Source organism: Goodfellowiella coeruleoviolacea (genome assembly GCF_024171785.1).
Classification (GTDB): Bacteria; Actinomycetota; Actinomycetes; order Mycobacteriales; family Pseudonocardiaceae; genus Goodfellowiella; species Goodfellowiella coeruleoviolacea.
Map to the genome: position 1 here is coordinate 1 of NZ_JAMTCK010000036.1, position 22,244 is coordinate 22,244.

Annotated in this window: 3 protein-coding genes; all 3 read left to right on the top strand. The window is 74.2% G+C overall.

The window, feature by feature from the left end:
• Positions 1 to 33: 33 nt before the first annotated feature.
• Complete coding sequence (locus tag LX83_RS37300; RefSeq protein ID WP_253780864.1) at positions 34 to 10,005, top strand: non-ribosomal peptide synthetase; 9,972 nt, start codon at positions 34 to 36, stop codon at positions 10,003 to 10,005.
• Entirely contained in the window at positions 10,002 to 20,861 is a 10,860-nt protein-coding gene (locus LX83_RS37305) for a non-ribosomal peptide synthetase (protein ID WP_253780866.1), read from the top strand. The genes LX83_RS37300 and LX83_RS37305 overlap by 4 nt, the downstream gene beginning before the upstream one ends.
• The coding region (locus LX83_RS37310) for a condensation domain-containing protein (RefSeq protein ID WP_253780868.1) at positions 20,858 to 22,244 on the top strand (1,387 nt) is incomplete at its 3' end. The genes LX83_RS37305 and LX83_RS37310, both read left to right, overlap by 4 nt.

The following is a 22,244-nucleotide window of genomic DNA, read 5'->3' on the forward strand; positions in this document are numbered from 1 at the left end:
CCGTTGGAGGGCAATGGGGTTCGGCCGTCGTTCATGAAGGTCACTCCGAGTCATCTGCCGTTGCTGGAGGCTCTGCCGGATGAGTCGTCGCCGTCGCGGACGTTGGTGCTGGGTGGGGAGGCCTTGCGGGGTGAGGTGTTGCGGGGGTGGCGGGAGCGGTTTCCGGATGTCGAGGTGATCAACGCTTATGGGCCGACCGAGGCGACGGTGAACTGCACGGATTTCCGCTTGCCTGTCAGCGTTGGTGATGGTCCGGTGCCGATTGGTCGGCCGTTCTGGAACACGCAGGTCTTTGTGCTCGATTCGGGGTTGCGGCCTGTTCCTGTCGGGGTGGTCGGGGAGTTGTACGTGTCGGGTGTGGTGTTGGCTCGGGGGTATCTGCGTCGGCCGGGGTTGACGGCGGAGCGTTTTGTGGCGTGTCCGTTCGGTGTCGGGGTGCGGATGTATCGCACGGGTGATCTGGTGCGGTGGCGTGCTGATGGGCAGCTTGAGTATGTCGGTCGGGTTGATGATCAGGTCAAGGTTCGTGGTCATCGGGTCGAACTCGGGGAGGTCGAGGCCGCGATTCTGGCGCATGTGGACGCCGCGGTGGTGGTCGTCCGGGACGGCCGGCTCGTCGGCTATGTGGTCGGGGCGGGTGTCGACACCGTGGCGCTGCGGGCTGCGCTCGCGACCACTCTGCCCGAGCACATGGTTCCCGCCGCGATCGTCGTCCTGCCGCGGATCCCGTTGACCGCGCACGGCAAACTCGACCGCAGGGCCCTGCCAGCACCCGAGTACACCACCTCCTCCCACGCGCCGAGGACACCCGTCGAGGCACTCCTCTGCGAGCTGTTCACCGACGTGCTCGGCGTCCCCGAGATCGGCGTCGACGACCGGTTCTTCGATCTCGGCGGGGACAGCATCACCGCCATCCGGCTCGTCAGCCGGGCGCGGGTCGCGGGCCTCGAACTCTCGCCACGCGACGTGCTCGTGAACCAGACCGTCGCGGCGCTGGCCCCCGTCGTCGGCGTCGCCGTCGCCCGCGAGGACGACCCCGGCACCGGCATCCTGCCGCCCACCCCCATCGTCGCCCGCCTGCTCGCCGCCGGGCCCGAGGAGGTGCGCCGGTCGCACCAGGCCGTCGTCGTCGGCGCGCCAGCCGACCTCGACATGGACGTCCTCACCGGCGCGCTCGGCGCCGTCCTCGACCACCACCCGGTGCTCCGCGCCCGGCTGGCCGGCGACCACATCGAGGTCCGCGAACCCGGCACCGTCGACGCCGCCGCGTGCGTCCGCCGCGTCGACGTCACCGGCGATCTCGCCGCGGCGATCACCGAGCACGCCAGGCGTGCCGTTGCCGAGCTGGACCCCGAGACCGGCGACCTCGTGCGCGTCGTGTGGCTGGGCTCCCGCCTGCTGCTCGTCATCCACCACCTCGCCGTCGACGGTGTGTCGTGGCGGATCCTGCTGCCCGACCTCCGTGACGCCTACCGCGCCGTCGCCGCCGGCGACCCCGTCGAGCTGCCCCCCGTCGGCACCTCGTTCCGCACCTGGGCCGACCGGCTCACCGCCGCGGCCGAGGCACCCGAGACCACCGCGCAACTCCCGTTGTGGCAAGGCATCCTCGGCACCCCGGGACTCGGCCGGTCCGGTGGGACGGTCGCCAGGCGGACGGCCGCGACACTGCCCCCGGACGTCACCGGGCCGCTGCTGTCGTCCGTGCCCGCCGCGTTCCACGGACGCGTCAACGACGTCCTGCTGACCGCGCTCGGCATCGCCGTCGCACGCCTCCGACAGGACGCGGGCACCGCGCTCGTGGTCGACGTCGAAGGGCACGGCCGCGAGGAACACCTTGTGCCCGGCACCGACCTGTCCCGCACCGTCGGCTGGTTCACCAGCCTCTACCCGGTCCGCATCGACCCCGGCACGGGTGACGTCGCCGGTGCCGTCAAGCGGGTCAAGGAACAGCTGCGCGCCGTCCCCGACGGTGGCGTCGGCTACGGCCTCCTGCGCTACACCAACCCGCGCACCGCATCCGTCCTCGCCGCGATGCCCGCACCCGACGTCGCGTTCAACTACCTCGGCCGGTTCGGCGCGGGCAACGCCGAGGCGTGGGACCTGGCGCCGGAACACGACGCGGCCGCCGACCCCGGCTCCGGGCCGCTGACCCACGCGCTGAAGCTCAACGCCCTCACCGAGGACCGCGCGGACGGCCCGCACCTGGTCGCCTCCTGGACGTGGCTCGACGGCGCGCTGACCGCCGACGAGGTCCGCGACCTCGCCAGCCACTGGTTCACCGCCCTGCGGGAGATCGTGGCCGCGGCCGAGCGCGGCGGGCACACCCCGTCGGACTTCCCGCTGGTCCGCACGACGCAGCACGAGATCGAGACCATCGAGGCGGAGGTCGCCGGACTGGCCGACGTGCTGCCGCTCGCACCACTGCAGCAGGGGCTGCTCTTCCACTCCTCGCTCGACCACGGCGGCGTGGACGTCTACTCCTCGCAGCTCGTGCTGGAACTGTCCGGGCCACTGGACGTGTCCGCGCTGCGGGCCGCCGCCCAGGCGCTCGTCAACCGGCACACGATCCTGCGCACCGGGTTCCGCTGGCGCGCCGACGGCGACGCCGTCCAGTTCGTGGTCGCCGACGCGGAGGTGCCGTTCCGCGAGATCACCGCGGCCGACGACGACCTCCCCGCGTTGTTGCACGGTGAACGCGCGATCGGGTTCCGCATGGACCAGCCGCCGCTGCTGCGGTTCCTGCTCGTGGCCCTGGGTGGCGGCAGGCACGTGCTCGCCATGACCAACCACCACATCCTCCGCGACGGGTGGTCCCTGCCGGTGATCGCCGAGGAACTCGTCACCTTCTACGCCGACCCGCACGCCGACCTGCCGCACGTGCCGCCGTACCGCGACCACCTCGCCTGGCTCGACCGCCAGGACCACGTCGCCGCCGAAGCGGCCTGGCGCGCGGCACTCGCCGGGATCGGTGGACCGACACTGGTGGCGCCGGACTTCGACGAGCACGCCGTCGACTTCCCGGTGCAGGTCCACCACAGCCTCGACACGGACCTCACGAGCGCGCTGACCGCGGTCGCCACCGCACGGGGTGTCACGCTGAACACGGTCCTCCAGGTGGCGTGGGCCGTCGTGCTCGGTCAGCTGACCGGCCGCACGGACGTGGTGTTCGGCAACACCGTGTCGGGCAGGCCCGCCGACCTCGCCGGGGTCGAGCGGATGGTCGGGCTCTTCATCAACACCGTGCCCGTGCGGGTGCAGGTCGAGCCGGCCACCCCGCTCGCCGACGTGCTGGCCCGGTTCCAGGAGCAGCAGTTCGAGCTGCTGCCGCACCACCACCTCGGCCTGCCCGACATCAACCGGATCGCCGGCCACAAGAGGCTGTTCGACAGCACGTTCGTGTTCGAGAACTACCCGATGGACCGGGTGGCTGACATGACCGGGCTCGGCGGGGCACGCGTGATCGCGAGCGAGGTCCGCGACTCCACCCACTACCCGGTCTCGCTGGTCTGCGTGCCAGGGGAACGGCTGCGGCTGCGGATGGACTGCCAGGCAGCCGTCTTCGACCGGGCGGGTGCGGCGGATCTCGTCCAGCGCCTGCTGCGGGTGCTGCGCGCGATCGTGGCCGACCCCGCGCAGCCCGTCGGCCGCGTCGACCTGCTCGGCGCCGCCGGTCGCGCCCGTGCGCTGACCGAGTGGAACGAGCCGCTCCGCCCGGTCCCTCCGGTGTCCATAGTGGACCTCCTGGGCGAGCAGGCCGCCGCGACGCCGGACGCGCCCGCGGTGGTGGACGCGCGGGAGACGGTGTCCTACCGCGACCTGCACGTGCGAGCCGGGCGGTTGGCCCGCCTGATGCTCGACCGCGGCGTCCGGCCAGGGGACCTCGTGGCACTCGCGGTGCCGCCGTCGGTCGACATGGTCGCCGCCGTCATCGCCGTGCTGAAGACCGGCGCCGGCTACGTGCCCGTCGACCCCGGACATCCCGCCGAGCGGATCGCGCACGTCCTCGGCGACTCCCGGCCCGTCCTGCTCGTGACGGCGGCCGCCGTCCGCGACGACCTGCCCGCGACCGGTCTTCCGGTGCTGGTCGTCGACGACGTGGCGGACACCGCCGGGCAGGTGGCGCCGATCGCGATCCCGCCGGCACAGGTCGCCTACGTGATCTACACGTCCGGGTCGACCGGCAGGCCCAAGGGCGTCGCTGTCGAGCACCGCTCGGTCGTGAACTACCTCCTCCAGAGCCGGGAGATCTATCCGAGCGTCGCCGGCACCGCGGTGCTGCACTCGTCGTTGTCGTTCGACCTCACCGTCACCGGGTTGTTCGCGCCGCTGATCGCGGGCGGCGCGGTGTGGCTCGTCGACCTGCGCGAGGTGGTCGACGCGGGCGTCACCGGGCCCGTGCCGGCAGGCGGCGCGACGTTCCTCAAGGCCACCCCCAGTCACATGCCGCTCGCCGAACAGCTGCCCGCCTCGGTCGCACCCTCGCGCGAGCTGGTGCTGGGCGGTGAGTCGCTGCTCGGCAGCGCGGTGCGGTCCTGGCTCGCCGGGCACCCGGGCACCCGCGTGCTCAACGAGTACGGCCCGACCGAGACCACGGTCGGCTGCACCACCTTCGCCGTCGACGAGCACACCGTCGCCGACCTGCCCGACGACGTGGTGACCCTGGGCAGGCCCATGGGCAACACCCGGATGTACGTCCTCGACGCCGCCCTGCGGCTGGTGCCGCCCGGTGTCGTCGGCGAGCTGTACATCGCGGGCCCGCAGGTGGCGCGCGGCTACGTCGGCAGCCCGGACCTCACGGCCGGGCGGTTCGTCGCGCACCCGTTCGGCGCGCCCGGCAGCAGGATGTACCGCACCGGCGACCTCGGCCGGTGGCGACCGGACGGCACCCTCGAGTTCGCGGGCCGCGTCGACAACCAGGTGAAGATCCGCGGCTACCGCGTCGAACCCGGCGAGATCGAGGCCGCGCTGCGGGCCGTGCCCGGGGTCAGGGCCGCGGCCGTCGTGGTGCCCTCGGGGGAGCAGCGGCTGATCGGCTACGTCGTGCCGGACGGCGCCGCGCCCGCACCGGACGAGGTGCGTGCCGCGCTCGCGGACGTGCTGCCGGAGTACATGGTGCCCTCGGCGATCGTCACGATCGACGAACTCCCCTTGACCGCCAACGGCAAGCTCGACCGGGCGGCACTTCCCGTGCCCGTGCCGACCGCGACCGCGACCGCGCCCCGCACCCCTGTCGAGGAACTGCTGTGCGGGTTGTTCAGCGAGGTGCTCGGCGGCACCGCCGTCGGCGTCGACGACGACTTCTTCGCCCTCGGCGGCGACAGCGTCCTGGCCATCCGCCTCGTCAGCCGCGTCCGCGCCGCGCTGACCTCCGACGTCGCCGTCCGGACCGTGTTCGACGCACCGACCGTCCGCCAGTTCGCGGCCCGCCTCGGCTACGCGACGAGCGCACGCACCGGTCTCGTCGCGGGACCGCGACCCGACCGCGTGCCGCTGTCGTTCGGACAGCAGCGGTTGTGGTTCCTGCACCGGCTCGAAGGACCGAGCGCCACCTACAACGTGTCGCTCGCGCTGCGGCTGCGCGGCGGGCTCGACCGGCGGGCACTGACCGAGGCGCTGCAGGACGTCGTCGACCGGCACGAGGCGTTGCGCACCACCTTCGCCGAGGACCGGGCGGGGGCGCACCAGGTCGTGCTGCCGCCGGGAACGGCCACCCCGGTCGTCGTCACCGCCCTCGACGAGGCCGGGCTCGCCGCGCGGGTCGCCGAGATCGTCGGACACCCCTTCGACCTGACCGCCGACCGGCCCTTCCGGGTCGAGCTGGTCGAACTCAGCCCGGAGGACCACGCGCTGGTGATCGTGCTGCACCACATCGTCGCCGACGGCTGGTCGGTGCCCGTGCTGGCGCGGGACTTCAGCACCGCCTACCGCGCGCGCCGCGCCGGCACCGCGCCGGGCTGGGCGCCGCTGCCCGCCCAGTACGCCGACCACGCGCTGTGGCAGCGCGAGTTCCTCGCCGCCGAGTCCGATCCGGACAGTGAGATCGCCCGCCAGCTCGCGTACTGGGCCAGGCAGCTGGGGGACCTGCCGGAGGAGCTGTCCCTGCCCACCGACCACACCAGGCCGCCGGTGCCGTCGCACCGGGGCGCCGACGTCGCGTTCACGGTCGAGCCCGCGTTGCACCGCGCCCTGGCCGCGCTGGCGCGGCGCACCGGCACCACCGTGTTCATGGTGCTGCAGGCCGCGCTCGCCACGCTGCTGTCCCGCATCGGCGGCGGCACCGACATCCCGGTCGGCTCGCCGATCGCGGCCCGCACCGACGGCGCGACCGAGGACGTCGTCGGGTTCTTCGTCAACACCCTCGTGCTGCGCACCGACACCGGCGGCAACCCGGCGTTCACCGAGCTGCTCGACCGCGTCCGCGAGACCACCCTCGACGCGTTCGGCCACCAGGACGTGCCGTTCGAGCGGCTCGTCGACGTGCTCCGGCCGGAGCGGTCGCTGGCCCGCAACCCGCTGTTCCAGGTGCTGCTGTCCGTCGACACCGCCGACGAAGCCGCCGCACTGGACGCGGTGGCCGGGCTGCCGGGCCTGGCCGTGACACGGCTGGCCGCGCCCGCCGCCGGGTCCAAACTGGACCTGTCGTGGCAGCTGGCCGAACGCCGGACGGCCGCGGGTGAACCGGACGGGCTGCGCGGCAGGCTCGTCTACCGCACGGACCTGTTCGAACCGGACACCGCCGCCCGCATGGTGGGCTGGTTCCAGGCCGTGCTCGCCGCCGTCGCGGCCGACCCCGCGCGCCGGATCGGTGACGTGGACCTGGCGGACATCCCGGAACCCGACACCCCAGCGGCGGTGGCGCCGGGCACGCCGTTCCTGGAGCTGTTCGCCGGGAACGTGGCCGCGCGGCCGGACGCGTCCGCGGTCGTGGACGGCGCGCACACCCTCACCTACGCGGAACTGGACGAGCGCTCCAACCGGCTCGCGCGCCTGCTGATCGGGCGCGGCGCCGGGCCGGGTGAACTGGTGGCGCTGTCCCTGCCCCGGTCCGCGGACCTGCTCGTCGCGGTCGTGGCCGTGCTGAAGACCGGCGCGGGCTACGTGCCGTTGGCGGTGGACCACCCGGAGGAGCGGAACGCGGCGATCCTGCGTGACCGCGCCCCGGTGTGCGTGGTGTCCGCGGCGACCTTCGCGGACATCCCGGCCGACGGCGGGCCGATCACCGACCACGATCGGCTCGCCGCGGTCTCGCCGGTGGACGTCGCGTACGTGATCCACACGTCCGGCTCCACCGGTGAACCGAAGGCCGTGGCCGTCGAACACCGGAACCTGGACAACTTCCTCGCCGAGTGCCTGGCGTCCTACCCGTCGCTCGCCGGTGTGTCGGTGCTGCACGGGGCCGTGTCCGCGGACATGACCGTCACCACCGTCCTCGGTCCGCTCGCCGCCGGCGGCGCCGTCTGGGTGGCCGACCTCTACGACGCGATCGACACCGGCACCACCGGGCCCGTGCCGGCAGGCGGCGTGACGTTCCTGAAGGCCACGCCCAGTCACCTGGCGCTGCTCGACCGGCTGCCCGCCGCGCTGCTGCCGTCCCGCGACCTGGTGCTGGCGGGCGAGGGGCTCCCCGGCGCGCGGGTGCGCGAGTGGCAGGACCGGCACCCGGGGGTGCGCGTCGTCAACTCCTACGGCCCGACCGAGACCACGGTGACCGCGACCACCCACGTGCTGCCGGAAACCGGTGCGGCGGACGGGATCCAGCCGGTCGGCACGCCCGTGCGCGGCACCGCCGTGTACGTGCTGGACGCGTGGCTGCGCCCGGTGCCGCACGGCGTCGTCGGCGAGCTGTACGTGGCCGGTGCCGGGGTGGCGCGTGGCTACGCTGACCGGCCGGGCCTGACGGCTGAGCGGTTCGTGGCCGACCCGTTCACCGGCGGGCGGATGTACCGCACCGGTGACCTCGGGCGCAGGCGGGCCGACGGCACGCTGGTGTGCCTCGGCCGCACCGACGACCAGGTCAAGATCCGCGGGTTCCGCGTGGAACTCGGCGAGGTCGAGGCGGCGCTCGCCCGGTGCGCCGGGGTCGCGGCGTGCGCGGTGGTGGCGCGTGCCGAGCGGTTGATCGGCTACGTCGTACCGGACGGCGAACCGGGGGACCTGCGGGCCGCGCTCGCCCGGGTGCTGCCCGACCACATGGTTCCCGCCGCGTTCGTGACGCTGCCCGAGCTTCCGCTGACGCACAACGGGAAGCTCGACCACCGGGCCCTGCCGGATCCGGAGTTCGCGCACACCGCCCGCGGTCCGCGCACCCCGGTCGAGGACCTGCTGTGCGGGCTGTTCGCCGACGTGCTCGGCACCGGGCCGGTCGGCGTGGACGACAGCTTCTTCGACGTCGGCGGCGACAGCATCCTGTCGCTGGACCTGGTCGGCCGGGCCCGCCGCGCCGGCGTGGTGATCTCGGTCCGCGACGTGTTCGAGCGCAGGACGGTCGCCGGGCTGGCGCTGGTGGCCGGGGAGAGCGGGACCACGGCGGCGACCACCGAGCCGACCGGGTCGCTGCCGCCGACGCCCGCCATGCGCAGGCTCGCCGGCTTCCGGCCCGCCGAAGGGTTCAACCAGTCCGCGCTGCTCGTGGTGCCCGCCGGGCTCGACGAGGAGCACCTGAACCGCGCCGTGGCCGCACTGGTGGACCACCACGACGCGCTGCGGCTGCGCCTGGTGTCCGAAGTGGACTGGGCGTTCGCGGTGGCGCGGGCGGTCGATCTCACCGGGTGGGTGCGGCGCGTCGACGCCACCGCCGGCCTGACCCGGGAAACGATGGCCCGCGAGGCGCGGGCGGCCCGGGCTGAACTGCGGCCCGCCGACGGCCAGGTGGTGCGGTTCGTGTGGTTCGACCGCGGCCCGCACGAGCCGGGCAGGCTGTTGGTCGTCGCCCACCACCTCGTCGTCGACGGGGTCTCGTGGCGGATCCTCCTGCCGGACCTGGTCGCGGCGTGCACCGCCGCCGTCGAGGGCAGGCCCGCCGAGCTGGCACCCGTCGGCACGTCGCTGCGGCACTGGACCACCGCGCTGGCCACGCGGACGGAACAAGGCGGGTTCGACGACCGGCTGCCCGCGTGGCGGGCGGTGCTCGGTCGCGGTGACGGCCGCGTGCTGCCCGCCGCCGCGCTCGACCCGACCGCCGACACCGTCGGGACGGCGGGCGAACTGCGGCTGACGCTCGACCCCGACACCACTGCCGCGCTGCTCACCACGGCCGCCAGCCGGTTCAACGCTGGAGTGGACGAGGTGCTGCTGACCGCGTTCACGCTCGCGGCGACCCGCTGGCGCGGCGGTTCGGACCGCTCCCTGCTGGTGAGCCTGGAAACCCACGGCCGTGCCGAGGACCTGCTCGACCACGCGGACCTGTCCCGCACGGTCGGCTGGTTCACCGGCATCCACCCCGTCCGACTGGACGTCACCGGCATCGACGCCGACGACGCGCTGGCGGGTGGCCCGGCCGCGGGTGCGGCGCTCAAGCGCGTCAAGGAACAGCTGCGTGCCGTGCCGGACGGCGGCGTCAGCTTCGGGTGGCTGCGCCACGTGCACCCGGAGGCGGGCGAGGAACTGGCCCGGCTCGGCGGACCGGACGTCTCGTTCAACTACCTCGGCCGGTTCGACACCGGCACCACCGGCACCGCGGGCTGGTCGGTGGCCCAGGAGGGTGCGGGCCTGCTCGCCAGGGCGGAACCGGAGATGCCGCTCGCGTTCCCGGTCGAGCTGTCCGCCGTGGTCCGCGACGGCGCCGACGGGCCGGAACTCGTCGCCACCTGGACGTGGGCCACCCGCCTGCTGTCCGAGGACGAGGTGCGCGCGCTCGCACTGGCCTGGTTCGACCAGCTGCGCGCCGTCGTCGACCACGCCGCCCGGCCCGGTTCGGGTGGGCTCACCCCGTCCGACGTGTCCCTGTCGATGCTCGACCAGAGCGACATCGACCAGCTCGAGTCCGAACTGGAGTCGTTCACATGAGCCAGCGCCCGCGCGTGATCGAGGACCTCCTGCCGCTGTCCCCGCTGCAGGAAGGGTTCCTGTTTCACAACGCCTACGACGAGGCCGGCGTGGACGTCTACAACGTGCAGACGTACTTCGACCTCGACGGTCCGGTGGACGTGCCCGCGCTGAAGGCCGCGGGCGCCGCGCTGCTGCGCAGGCACGGCGCGCTGCGCGCCTGCTTCCGGTACCAGGGGCTGAGCCGGCCGACGCAGGTCGTCCTCCGCGAGGTCGCCCTGCCGTGGCACGAGGTCGACCTGACCGGGGCGGCCGACCAGGAGACCGCGCTCGCGGCGGCCATGAACGACGACCGGGGCAGGCGGTTCGACCTCGCGACCCCGCCGCTGATCCGGTTCACGCTGATCCGGCTGGGTGGACCGCGGTACCGGTTCGTGCTCACCAACCACCACGTCCTGCTCGACGGCTGGTCGATGCCGGTGCTGCTGCGCGACCTGATGGCGCTGTACGAGTCGGCGGGCGACGACGCGCCGCTGCCCGCGGTCCGGCCCTACCGCGACCACCTCGCCTGGCTGGCGGCGCGGGACAAGCCGGCGGCCGAGGCGGCGTGGCGGGCCGCGCTGTCCGGTGTGGACGCGCCGACGATCGTGTGCCCGGACCGAGGGGGCGCGGGACACCCGGACGCGATCACCACCGCCCTGCCCGAGGACGAGACCGCGCGGCTGGCCGACTGGGCCCGCGCGCAGGGCGTCACGGTCAACACCGTCGCGCAGGTGGCGTGGGCACTCGTGCTCGGCGCGACAACGGGCCGGCACGACGTGGTGTTCGGTGTCGTCGTCTCCGGCCGGCCGCCGGAGCTGACCGGTGTCGAGGGCATGGTCGGCATGTTCATCAACACGCTGCCGCTGCGGGTGTCGGTGCGTGCCGGGGAGCCCGTCGGCGACCTGCTGCGGCGGGTGCAGTCCGAGCAGGCGCGGCTGCTGGACCACCAGCACGTCGGGCTGGCCGACGTGCAACGCCTCGCCGGGGTCGGGGAGCTGTTCGACACGTCGATGGTCTTCGAGAACTACCCGAACGACGGCCACGACGGAGACCGCGTGGTGCGCGGCGTGCGGGTCCAGCCCGGCCTCGGCCGCGACGCCACCCACTACACGCTCGGGTTCGTCGTCGCCCCCGGTGAGCGGCTGCGGTTGCGGCTGGACCACCAGCCGGACCGGGTGTCCACGGTGGACGCGCAGCGGATCCTCGACCGGGTCCTGCTCGTGCTGCGCGCCATGACGGCCGACGCGACCCGCGCGGTCGGTGCGCTCGACCTGCTGCTGCCCGGCGAGCACGCGCGGACGGTCGTCGAGTGGAACGACACGGCGGCCGACGTCCCGGCCGGCACGCTGGCCGAGCTGTTCGAGGCGCAGGTGGCCAGGACCCCGGACGCCACCGCGCTGTCCGTCGGGGACACGGAGATCACCTACGCCGGGCTGAACGCCGACGCGAACCGGCTCGCCCGCCTGCTCGCCGGGCACGGCGTCGGGCCGGAGGTGCGGGTCGCCGTCGTGCTGCCGCGCGGGCGTGCCCTGGTGACGGCGCTGCTGGCGATCACCAAGGCGGGTGGCGTGCACGTGCCCATCGACCCCGGCTACCCGGCGGAGCGCGTGGCGTTCCTGCTCGACGACGCCAGCCCCGCCGTCGTGCTCACCGACACCGGTGTCGAGGTGGCGTCCGGTGCGGCGGTGGTGCTCGACGCCCCCGGCACCGTCGACCGGCTGGCCGCGATGCCCGCCCACGACCTGGGGCTGCGTCCGCCGGTGGCGTCGGCGGCCTACGTCATCTACACCTCCGGGTCCACCGGCACGCCGAAGGGTGTCGTGGTCAGCCACACCGGGGTGGCGAGCCTGGCGCACGCGCAGGCCGAGCGGTTCGCCATCCGACCCGACAGCAGGGTGCTGCAGTTCGCGTCCCCCAGCTTCGACGCCGCCGTCGCCGAGATCGTCGTGACCCTCCTCGCGGGCGCGTGCCTCGTGCTGGCCGACGGCGACGACCTGATGCCGGGGCCGGCGCTCGCGAACCTCCTGACGGCACAACGGGTCTCGCACGTCACCCTGCCCCCGTCGGCGCTGGCGGCGTCCCGGGTGGACGAGTTCCCCCCGGACACCGCGGTGGTCGTCGCGGGGGAGGACTGCCCGCCGGAGCTGGTGGACCGGTGGTCCCGCGGCCGCCGCATGATCAACGCCTACGGGCCGACCGAGACCACGGTCTGCGTGTCGATGAGCGAACCGTTGTCCGGCAGCGCCCGTCCCATCGGCGACCCGATCACCAACACCCGCGCCTACGTCCTCGACTTCGCGCTGCGCCCCGCCGCGCCCGGCGTGGTCGGCGAGCTGTACGTCGCCGGTCCCGGACTGGCGCGTGGCTACCTCGGCCGCCCGGTGACCACGGCGGACCGGTTCGTGGCGTGCCCGTTCGGCACCGGCGAGCGGATGTACCGCACCGGCGACCTCGTCCGGTGGAACGCGGACGGGCAGCTGGAGTTCGCGGGCCGCGCCGACCGGCAGGTCAAGGTGCGGGGCCACCGCGTCGAACCCGCCGAGGTCGAGTCCGCGCTGCTGCGCCACCCGGACGTCGCCGCGGCCGTGGTGGTGGCGAGGGACGACCGGCTCGTCGCCCACGTCGTCGCCGAGAACGAACCTGATCCCGCGGCACTGCGGACGTTCCTGGCGGCGGCACTGCCCGCGCACGCCGTGCCGTCCGCCGTCGTCGTCGTCGACGAGATCCCGTTGACCCCCAACGGCAAGATCGACCGCGACGCGCTGCCCGCGCCGGACGGCACCACCGGCACGGCCTACCGCGCTCCCCGTGACTTCCGCGAGGAACTGCTCTGCGGCCTGTTCGCCGACGTGCTCGGCGTGCCCCGGGTCGGCGTCGACGACAGCTTCTTCGACCTCGGCGGGCACTCGCTGCTCGCGACCCGCCTGGTCGGCCGGGTCAGGGCCGAACTCGACGCCGAGCTGTCGATCAAGCAGCTCTTCGAGGCGCCGACCGTCGCCGGGGTCTCGCGTGCGGTGGGCGCCGCCGGCCGGGCACGGCGGGCCGTCGAACCCGTGCCGCGGCCCGAGCGGCTGCCGTTGTCGTTCGCGCAGCAGCGACTGTGGTTCCTCAACCGGTTCTCCTCCGACGGCGCCGCCTACCACGTCCCGGCCGCGCTGCGGCTGACCGGAACCCTCGACGTCGCCGCGCTCACCGCCGCGCTGCGCGACGTCGTGGCCCGCCACGAACCACTGCGCACGGTCTTCCCGGAGGACGGCGAAGGACCGCACCAGGTCGTCCTCGACACCGCCGACGTCGACCTCGTGCCGACGCCCACCACCGAGACCGAGCTGGCCGACGCGATGAGCGCCGCGGTCCGCGTGCCCTTCGACCTGTCCGCCGAGCCGCCGCTGCGTGCCGTGCTGTACCGGCTCGCCGCCGAGGAACACGTGGTGCTCGTGGTCGTGCACCACATCGCGGCCGACGGCGGCTCGCTGCTGCCGCTGGCCAGGGACCTGGTCACCGCCTACCGCGCCCGCCGCGCGGGAGCCGCGCCGGACTGGGCCGAGCCGCCGGTGCGGTACGCGGACTACACGCTGTGGCAGCGCGAGATCCTCGGTGCCGAGGACGACCCCGGCAGCGAGATCAGCCGGCAGCTCGCGCACTGGACGTCCACACTGGACGGCCTGCCCACCGCGCTCGACCTGCCGTTCGACCGGCCCCGCACGGCGGGCACGCGGGGCGCGGCCGTGGAGTTCGCGCTCCCCGCCGACCTGCACACCCGCCTCGTCTCCCTCGCCAGGGAGCACCGCGCGACGCTGTTCATGGTGGTGCGCGGCGGGCTCGCCACCCTGCTGTCCCGGCTCGGCGCGGGCACCGACATCCCGATCGGCGCCCCCGTCGACGGCCGCGCCGACGACGCCGTCGCCGACCTGGTCGGCCTGTTCGTCAACACGCTCGTCCTGCGCACCGACCTCTCCGGCGCGCCGACGTTCCGCGAACTGCTCGGCCGGGTCCGCGCCACCGACCTCGCCGCTCACACCAACCAGGACGTGCCGTTCGAACGCCTCGTCGAGGTGCTCAACCCCGAGCGGTCGACGACCCACCACCCGCTGTTCCAGGTGGCGGTGTCCGTCGACGGCGCCTCGGGGCAGCGGGCGGGCACTCGCCTGGCCGACCTCGACGGCCTCACCGTCGCCACCGTGCCGGTGCGCACCGAGGCTGCGAAGTTCGACCTGTCGCTCAACATCGCCGAGCGCTACACGGCCGAGGGCACCCCGGACGGGCTCGACTGCCGCTTCACCTACCGCACCGACCTGTTCGACCGCGCCACGGTCGAGGCCCTCGCCACCCGGCTCACCGGCGTGTTCACCCAGGTCACCGCCGACCCGGACCGGCCAGTGTCCAGTGTGGACGTGCTGGTGCCCGGCGAGCGGGCCAGGCTGCTCACCGAGTGGCCGAGCAGCGGTAGGAGCGGGGAAGGCCGGGCCACCACGCACCTGGCCGACGTGGTCGAGTCACTGGCCGCCACCGCACCGGGGGCACCCGCGGTCAGCTTCCGCGAAAGCACCCTGACCTACGGCGAACTGAACGCGACCGCCAACCAGCTCGCCCGGGAACTGCGGGCCCGGGGCGTCGGCGCGGAGTCACGTGTCGCCGTGCTGCTGCCCCGGTCGGCGCGGCTCGTGGTCGCGCTGCTGGCGGTGGTCAAGGCGGGTGCCGCGTACGTGCCCGTGGACCCGCGGGCCCCGGCGGACCGGATCGCGTTCGTGCTCGCGGACGCCACCCCCGCGGCCGTGATCGACGCGGATCTGCTTGACGGCGACGGCTGGCGCGCGCACCCGGCGGCCGACCTCGACGTGACCGAACGCGGTGCGCGGCACCCGGACCACGCCGCGTACGTGATCTACACGTCGGGCTCGACCGGCAGGCCCAAGGGCGTTGTCGTCGCGCACCGCAACGTGCTCGACCTGTTCGACCGGACCCGGGCGCGGTTCGGGTTCGACGCCGACGACGTGTGGACGATGTTCCACTCGGTCGCCTTCGACTTCTCCGTGTGGGAGCTGTGGGGCGCGCTGCTGCACGGCGGCCGGGTCGTGGTCGTGCCGCCCGAAATCGTGCGTGCGCAGGACGACTTCCTCGACCTGCTCGCCGACGAGGGCGTCACCGTGCTCAACCAGACGCCGTCGGCGTTCGAACAGCTGTCGCTCGCCGAGGCCGCCCGGCCGTCGGTCGTGTCCCGGCTCGCCCTGCGCTGGGTGGTGTTCGGCGGCGAGGCACTCGACCTGTCCGTTGTGGACGACTGGTACGCGCGGCGGGGCGCCGGCGGGCCGGTCGCCGTGAACATGTACGGGATCACCGAGACGACCGTGCACGTCACCCACCGCGCGCTGGACCGGGCGACCACCGGTGCCGGGGCGGGCAGCCTGATCGGCACCGGGTTCGACGGGGTGCGGGTCTACCTGCTCGACAACGCGCTCGACCCGGTTCCGCCGGGCGTGGTCGGCGAGCTGTACGTCGCGGGCACCGGTGTGGCGCGCGGGTATCTCGACCGCGCCGGGCTGACCGCGGCGCGGTTCGTCGCGAACCCGCACGGCGTGCCGGGAGAGCGGATGTACCGCTCCGGCGACCTGGCCCGGTGGACCGCCGACGGCGAACTCGTCTACCTGGGACGGTCCGACGAGCAGGTGAAGATCCGCGGCTTCCGGATCGAGCCAGGCGAGGTCGAGGCCGCGCTGACCCGGCACGACGAGGTCGCCGCGGCGGCGGTGGTGGTTCGCGCGGACGAGGCGGGCGACAGGCGGCTCGTGGCGTACGTGGTGAGCGGCTTGGACACCGGCGCGCTGCGGGCGCACGCGGCACGGCTGCTGCCCGAGCACATGGTGCCGTCGGCGTTCGTGGCGCTGGACCGGTTGCCGCTCACGGTGAACGGCAAGCTCGACCGCGCCGCCCTGCCCGCCCCGGAGCACACCGCGACGGGCGGCGGCGCACCACGCACCGCTGCGGAGGCGGCGCTGTGCGAGGTGTTCGCCGCCGTGCTCGGGGTCGCCGAGGTCGGGATCCACGACAGCTTCTTCGACCTGGGCGGGCACTCGCTGCTCGCCGCCCGGCTGGCGAGCCGGATCCGCGATGCGTTCGGCGCCGAGTTCTCGGTGCGGACGGTGTTCGAGACGCCGACCGTCGCCGGCATCGCCGCGGGCCTGGTCCCCGAGGACGCCCGCCGGCCCCGGCTGACCGCGCGGCCGCGGCCCGCCCGGATCCCGCTTTCCTTCGCACAGCAGCGGTTGTGGTTCCTCAACCGCCTGCAGGGACCGAACGCGACCTACAACATCCCGGTCGCGCTGAAGCTCACCGGCGACCTCCGGCCGGACGCGCTGCGTGCCGCGCTCGCCGACGTCGTCACCCGCCACGAGACGCTGCGCACGGTCTTCGCCGACGACGCCGACGGGCCCCACCAGGTCGTCCTCGACACCACCCCGGACCTCGCGGCCGTCGACGCCCGCGGCCAGCGGGTGGACGACCTCCTGCGGGCGGCGGCCGAGGCCCCGTTCGACCTGTCCGTCGACGGGCCGCTGCGGGCGACGCTGTTCGCGACCGGCGAGAACGAGTGGGTGCTGCTGCTCGTCGTGCACCACATCGCGGGTGACGGCTGGTCCATGCCGGTGCTGGCCCGCGACCTCGCGGCGGCGTACACCGCACGGGCCGAGGGTGCCGCGCCGGACTGGGCACCGCTGCCCGTCCAGTACGCGGACTACACGCTGTGGCAACGGGAACTGCTCGGCGGCGAGGACGATCCCGACAGCGCGATCTCCGCGCAGCTCGCGCACTGGCGATCCACCCTGGCCGGTCAGCCGGAGCAGCTGGACCTGCCCACCGACCGGCCGCGCCCGTCGAGCCCGTCGCACCGGTGCGGCACGGCGGCGGCCACGCTGCCGCCCGAGTCGCACGCCGCGCTGGCCGCGCTGGCACGGCAGCACGACGCGAGCCTGTTCATGGTCGTGCACGCCGCGCTGGCCGCGGTGCTGACCGGCGTCGGCGCGGGCACCGACCTGCCGATCGGCACGGTGGTCGCCGGGCGCACCGACGCGGCCCTCGAACCGCTGGTCGGGTTCTTCGTCAACACGCTCGTGCTCAGAACCGACACCGGCGGCAACCCGTCGTTCGCCGAGCTGCTGGACCGGGTGCGCGAGGTCGACCTGACCGCGTACGCCAACCAGGACCTGCCGTTCGAGCGGCTCGTCGACGTGCTCAGCCCGGAGCGTTCGCTGGCCCGGCACCCGCTGTGCCAGGTCGTGCTGTCGGTGACGCACCCCGAGGACCTCGACCTCGCGCTGCCCGGCGGCGTGGCCGTGCGGGCCCGGCCGGTGTCGGCGCAGGCGGCCAAGTTCGACCTCGCGTGGACCGTGACCGACCGCGGCCGCGACACCGGACTGGACGTCTCGCTGCTGTACGCCACCGACCTGTTCGCGCACGCCACCGCCCAACGCCTCGTCGACCGGCTGGTCCGCGTGCTCACCGCCGTCGCCGCCCACCCGGAACACCCGATCGGCAGCCTGGACCTGCTTGCCGACGACGAACGGCACCAGCTGCTGACCGGCTGGCAGGGCACCGTGCGGGACGTGCCGAGCGGCACCCTGCTGGAGGTCTTCGCCGAGCGTGTTGCCGAGCACCCGGACCGGCCCGCCGTCACGCACCAGGGCACCACGCTCAGCTACGCCGAACTCGACCGGCGGGCCGCGGAACTCGCCGCGCGCCTCGGTGCGCTGCCGCCGGAGACACGCGTCGCGATCCTGATGGAGCGGTCGGCCGACCTGCTCGTCGCCGTGCTCGCGGTGGTGCGGGCCGGTGCCGCCTACGTACCGCTCAACGCGGAGAACCCGGACAGCAGGTTGAGCTGGATCGTGGCCGACAGTGCGGCGCCGGTCGTGCTGGCCGACCGGGTGTCGGCCGACCGCGCCCGGAAGATCGCCGGGGACGCCCAGGTGCTCGCGGTCGACGACACGGCTGCCCCGGCCGCACTCCCGGCCGTGCGGGTGTGGCCCGACCAGGCCGCCTGCGTGATGTTCACCTCCGGCTCGACGGGCACCCCGAAGGGCGTCGTCGCCACCCACGACGACATCGTCGCCCTGGCCAGGGACCGCTGGTGGGACGGCGGGGTCGTCGACCGGGTGCTGCAACACTCGCCGCACGCCTGGGACGCGCTCACCCTCGAACTGTGGATGGCCTGGCTGCGCGGCGGCGAGGTCGTGGTGGCCCCGGCGGGCAGGCTCGACGCGCGGACGATCGGCGCGCTCGTCGTCGAGCACCGGATCACCGCGCTGTGGCTCACCGCCGGGTTGTTCGCCGTGCTCGCGGAGGAGGCGCCGGAGAGCTTCGCGACCGTCCGCCAGGTCTGGACCGGCGGCGACGTCGTGGCACCGGCCGCGGTCACCGCGGTGCAGCGGCGCTGCCCGTCGACCACCGTGATCAACGGGTACGGCCCGACGGAGACGACCGTGTTCGCGACCAGGTACCCCGTGCCCGCGCTGGCCGAACCGCCGAGCGTGGTGCCGATCGGCAGGCCGCTGGACAACATGCGCGGGTACGTCCTCGACGTGTCGCTGCGCGTGCTGCCACCCGGCATCGCGGGCGAGCTGTACGTCGCGGGCAGCGGGGTGACGCGGGGCTACTGGAGCCGCCCGGACCTGACCGCCGAGCGGTACGTCGCCTGCCCGTTCGGCGCGCCGGGGGAGCGGATGTACCGCACCGGCGACCTCGCGCGGTGGAACCTCGACGGGTTGCTGGAGTTCGCGGGCCGTGCCGACGACCAGGTCAAGATCCGCGGGTTCCGGATCGAGCGCGGTGAGATCGAGGCAGCACTGGCCGCGCACCCGCGGATCGCGCACAACGCGGTGGTCGTGCGCGAGGACCGGCCGGGCGACAAGCGGCTCGTGGCCTACGTGGTGCCCGAGGACGGCGACCTCGACCTGGCGGACGTCCGCGAGCACCTCGTGGCGCGGCTGCCCAGCTTCATGGTCCCGGCCGCGCTCGTGCCACTCGCCGCGCTGCCGTTGACACCCAACGGAAAGCTGGACCGCGCGGCCCTCCCCGCACCGGTGCGGAGCGCCGGCACCGAGGGCCGGGCACCGGTCACCGAGGCCGAACGAGTCCTCTGTGGACTCGTCGCGGAGCTGCTCGGCATCGACCGCTCGGGGCCCGAGGACGGGTTCTTCGAACTGGGTGGCGACAGCATCCTGTCCATCCAGCTCGTCAGCCGGGCCCGCCGCGTCGGCCTGGACTTCACCGCGCGGGACGTGTTCGAGCGCAGGACGATCGCCGACCTCGCGGCCGTCGCCACCGCCTCGACCGGCCGGCCGGTCGAGGAGCCGGGCGCGGGAATCGGCCCGCTGCCGCTCACACCCGTGCTGCGCTGGCTCGCCGACCGCGGTGCCCCGGCCGCAGGGTTCAGCCAGACCGTCACCGTGCGGGTGCCGCCGGCGCTCGGGGAGACGGCGCTGACCGAGGCACTGCAGGCGGTGCTCGACCACCACGACGCACTCCGCACGGTGGTGACTCCTGAGTGGACGGCGGAGATCCGCGCACCCGGTTCGGTGCGGGCGGTCGTGCGCCGGGTCGACGCGGCCGGGGTGGACGACCCCACGTTGCGGGCCCTCGCCGGGGCGGGTGGCAGGACGGCGGTCGGCCAACTCGATCCGGCGCGGGGTGACCTGGTGCGGGCGTTGTGGTTCGACCGAGGACCGGACACGCCCGGCTGGCTCATGCTCGTGGTGCACCACTTCGCGGTCGACGGCGTGTCGTGGCGGATCCTGCTGCCTGACCTCGCCGAGGCGTGGGCCGCCGTCGACGCGGGCCGCGAGCCGAAGCTCGAACCGGTTGGCACGTCCGTGCGCCGGTGGGCGCGGCTGCTGGTCGAACAGGCTGGCACACCGCGACGCCAGGCCGAACTCCCGCACTGGCAGGCGGTGCTCGCCGGCCGGTCCGTCCGCGTGGCCGACCGGGCACTCGACCCGGCGCACGACACCGCGGGCACCGCCCGGCGGCTCTCCCGGACGCTCGACGCGGACGTCACCGCGCGCCTGCTGACCGAGGTGCCCTCGGCCTACGGCGCCGAGGTCAACGACGTGCTGCTGGCCGCACTGGCGCTCGCCGTGACCGAGTGGCGCCGCGCGGACGACGGCGCGGTGCTGGTGATGCTGGAGGGCCACGGCCGAGAGGAGCACGTGGTCGACCGGGCCGACCTGTCCCGCACGGTCGGCTGGTTCACCAGCGTGCACCCGGTCCGCGTGAGCCCGGGACCGCTCGACCGGGCCGACGCCTGGGCCGGTGGCCCCGCCGCGGGCGTGCTGTTGAAGCGGGTCAAGGAACAGCTGCGGGCGGCGCCGGACAAGGGCATGGGCTACGGCCTGCTGCGCCACCTCGACGAGACCACCGCGGCCGTGCTCGCCGGCCTGCCCACCCCGGAGATCGGCTTCAACTACCTCGGCCGGTTCACCACCGGTGACACCGACTCGGGCGCCGACTGGCTGGTGGTCCCCGAAGCCGCGGGACTCGTGCCCGGTGAGGACCCGGCGGCCCCGCTCGCGCACCCCCTCGAACTGACCGCGTTGACCGAGGACGGGCCACGCGGCGCGGAGCTGGTCGCCGCCTGGCAGTGGGCGCCCGGTGCGCTGTCCGAGCACGCCGTCCGGGAGCTGGCCGACCTGTGGTTCGCCGCCCTGACCGCACTGACCACGCACGCGGCCGACCGGGGCGCGGGCGGGGTCACCCCCTCCGACCTCGCCGTGTCCTCGATGACGCAGGACGAGATCGACGAGTTCGAAGCCGACCTGATCGCCGACCTGGAGACCCACCAGTGAGCCGTTCGCAGCGAACCATCGAGGACATCCTGCCGCTGTCGCCGCTGCAGGAAGGTCTCGTCTTCCACAGTGTCCAGGCAGGCGACGGGCCGGACATCTACCAGGTGCAACTCGTGTTCGACCTGGCGGGCCCCCTGGACGCGGCCGCGCTGCGCACCGCGATGGGCGCGCTGCTCACCAGGCACGCGAACCTGCGCGTCGGGTTCCGGCAGCGCCGCTCCGGCGAGTGGGTGCAGGTCGTCGTCCGCGACGTGGCGCCGGCCTGGCGGGAGCACGACCTGACCGGCCTGCCCGACCCGGCCGCCGAGGCCGACCGGCTCCGCGCGGCGGACCGGGCGGAGCGGTTCGACCTGACCCGCCCGCCGCTGGTGCGCTGCACCGTGCTGCGGCTCGCGGCCGAACGCCACCGGGTGCTGACCACGCTGCACCACGCGCTGTTCGACGGCTGGTCGCTGCCGATCCTCCTGCGTGAGCTACTCGCCCTCTACCGGTCCGGCGGCGATCAGACGGTGCTGCCGCCGGTGCGGCCGTACCGGGACTACCTCGACTGGCTCGCCACCCGCGACCGGGACGCGGCGGTCGCCGCGTGGCGGGACGCGCTGGCCGACCTGCCCGGCGCGACGAGGGTGTCTCCTGCCGCGAGCACCCCGCAGCTACCCGCCTCGCTCCACTTCGCACTGTCCACTGAGGAGAGCACGGCACTGGCCGAGCTGGCCCGTGCGCACGGGCTGACGCTCAACACGGTCGTGCAGGGCGCGTGGGCGATGGTGCTGCGTTCGCTCACCGGCACCGACGACGTGGTGTTCGGCGTGACGGTCTCCGGCAGGCCCGCTGAGCTGCCGGGTGTGGAGAACATGCTCGGGCTGTTCATCAACACGCTGCCGCTGCGAGCCGGCATGCGCCCGGGTGAACCGGTGCTCGCGATGCTCGCGCGGCTGCAGGACGAGCAGGCGCGGCTGCTGCCGCACCAGCACCTCGGCCTCGCCGAGATCCAGCGCGCCGCGGGCGTGACGGACCTGTTCGACACGAAGATGGTCTTCGAGAACTACCCGGTGAACACCGACGAGCTGAACGACTCGGTGCGCACCGGCGGGCTGCGCGTGCTCTCCTCGGACAGCGGTGACGCCACCCACTACGCGCTCGCCCTGCTGGCCATGCCCGGTTCGGCCCTGTCGTTCCGGCTCGACCGGCAGCCGGAGGTGTTCGACGAGGCGTTCGCCGAGTCGGTCCGCGACCGGCTGCTGCGGGTGCTGCGCGCCGTGCTCGCCGACCCCGAGGTGCCGGTGGGTGCGGTGGAGTTGTTGTCCGATGTGGAGCGTTCGTGGTTGGTGGATTCGTGGAACGCCACTGCTCGGCCGGTGGTTGGTGGGTCGGTGGTGGGGC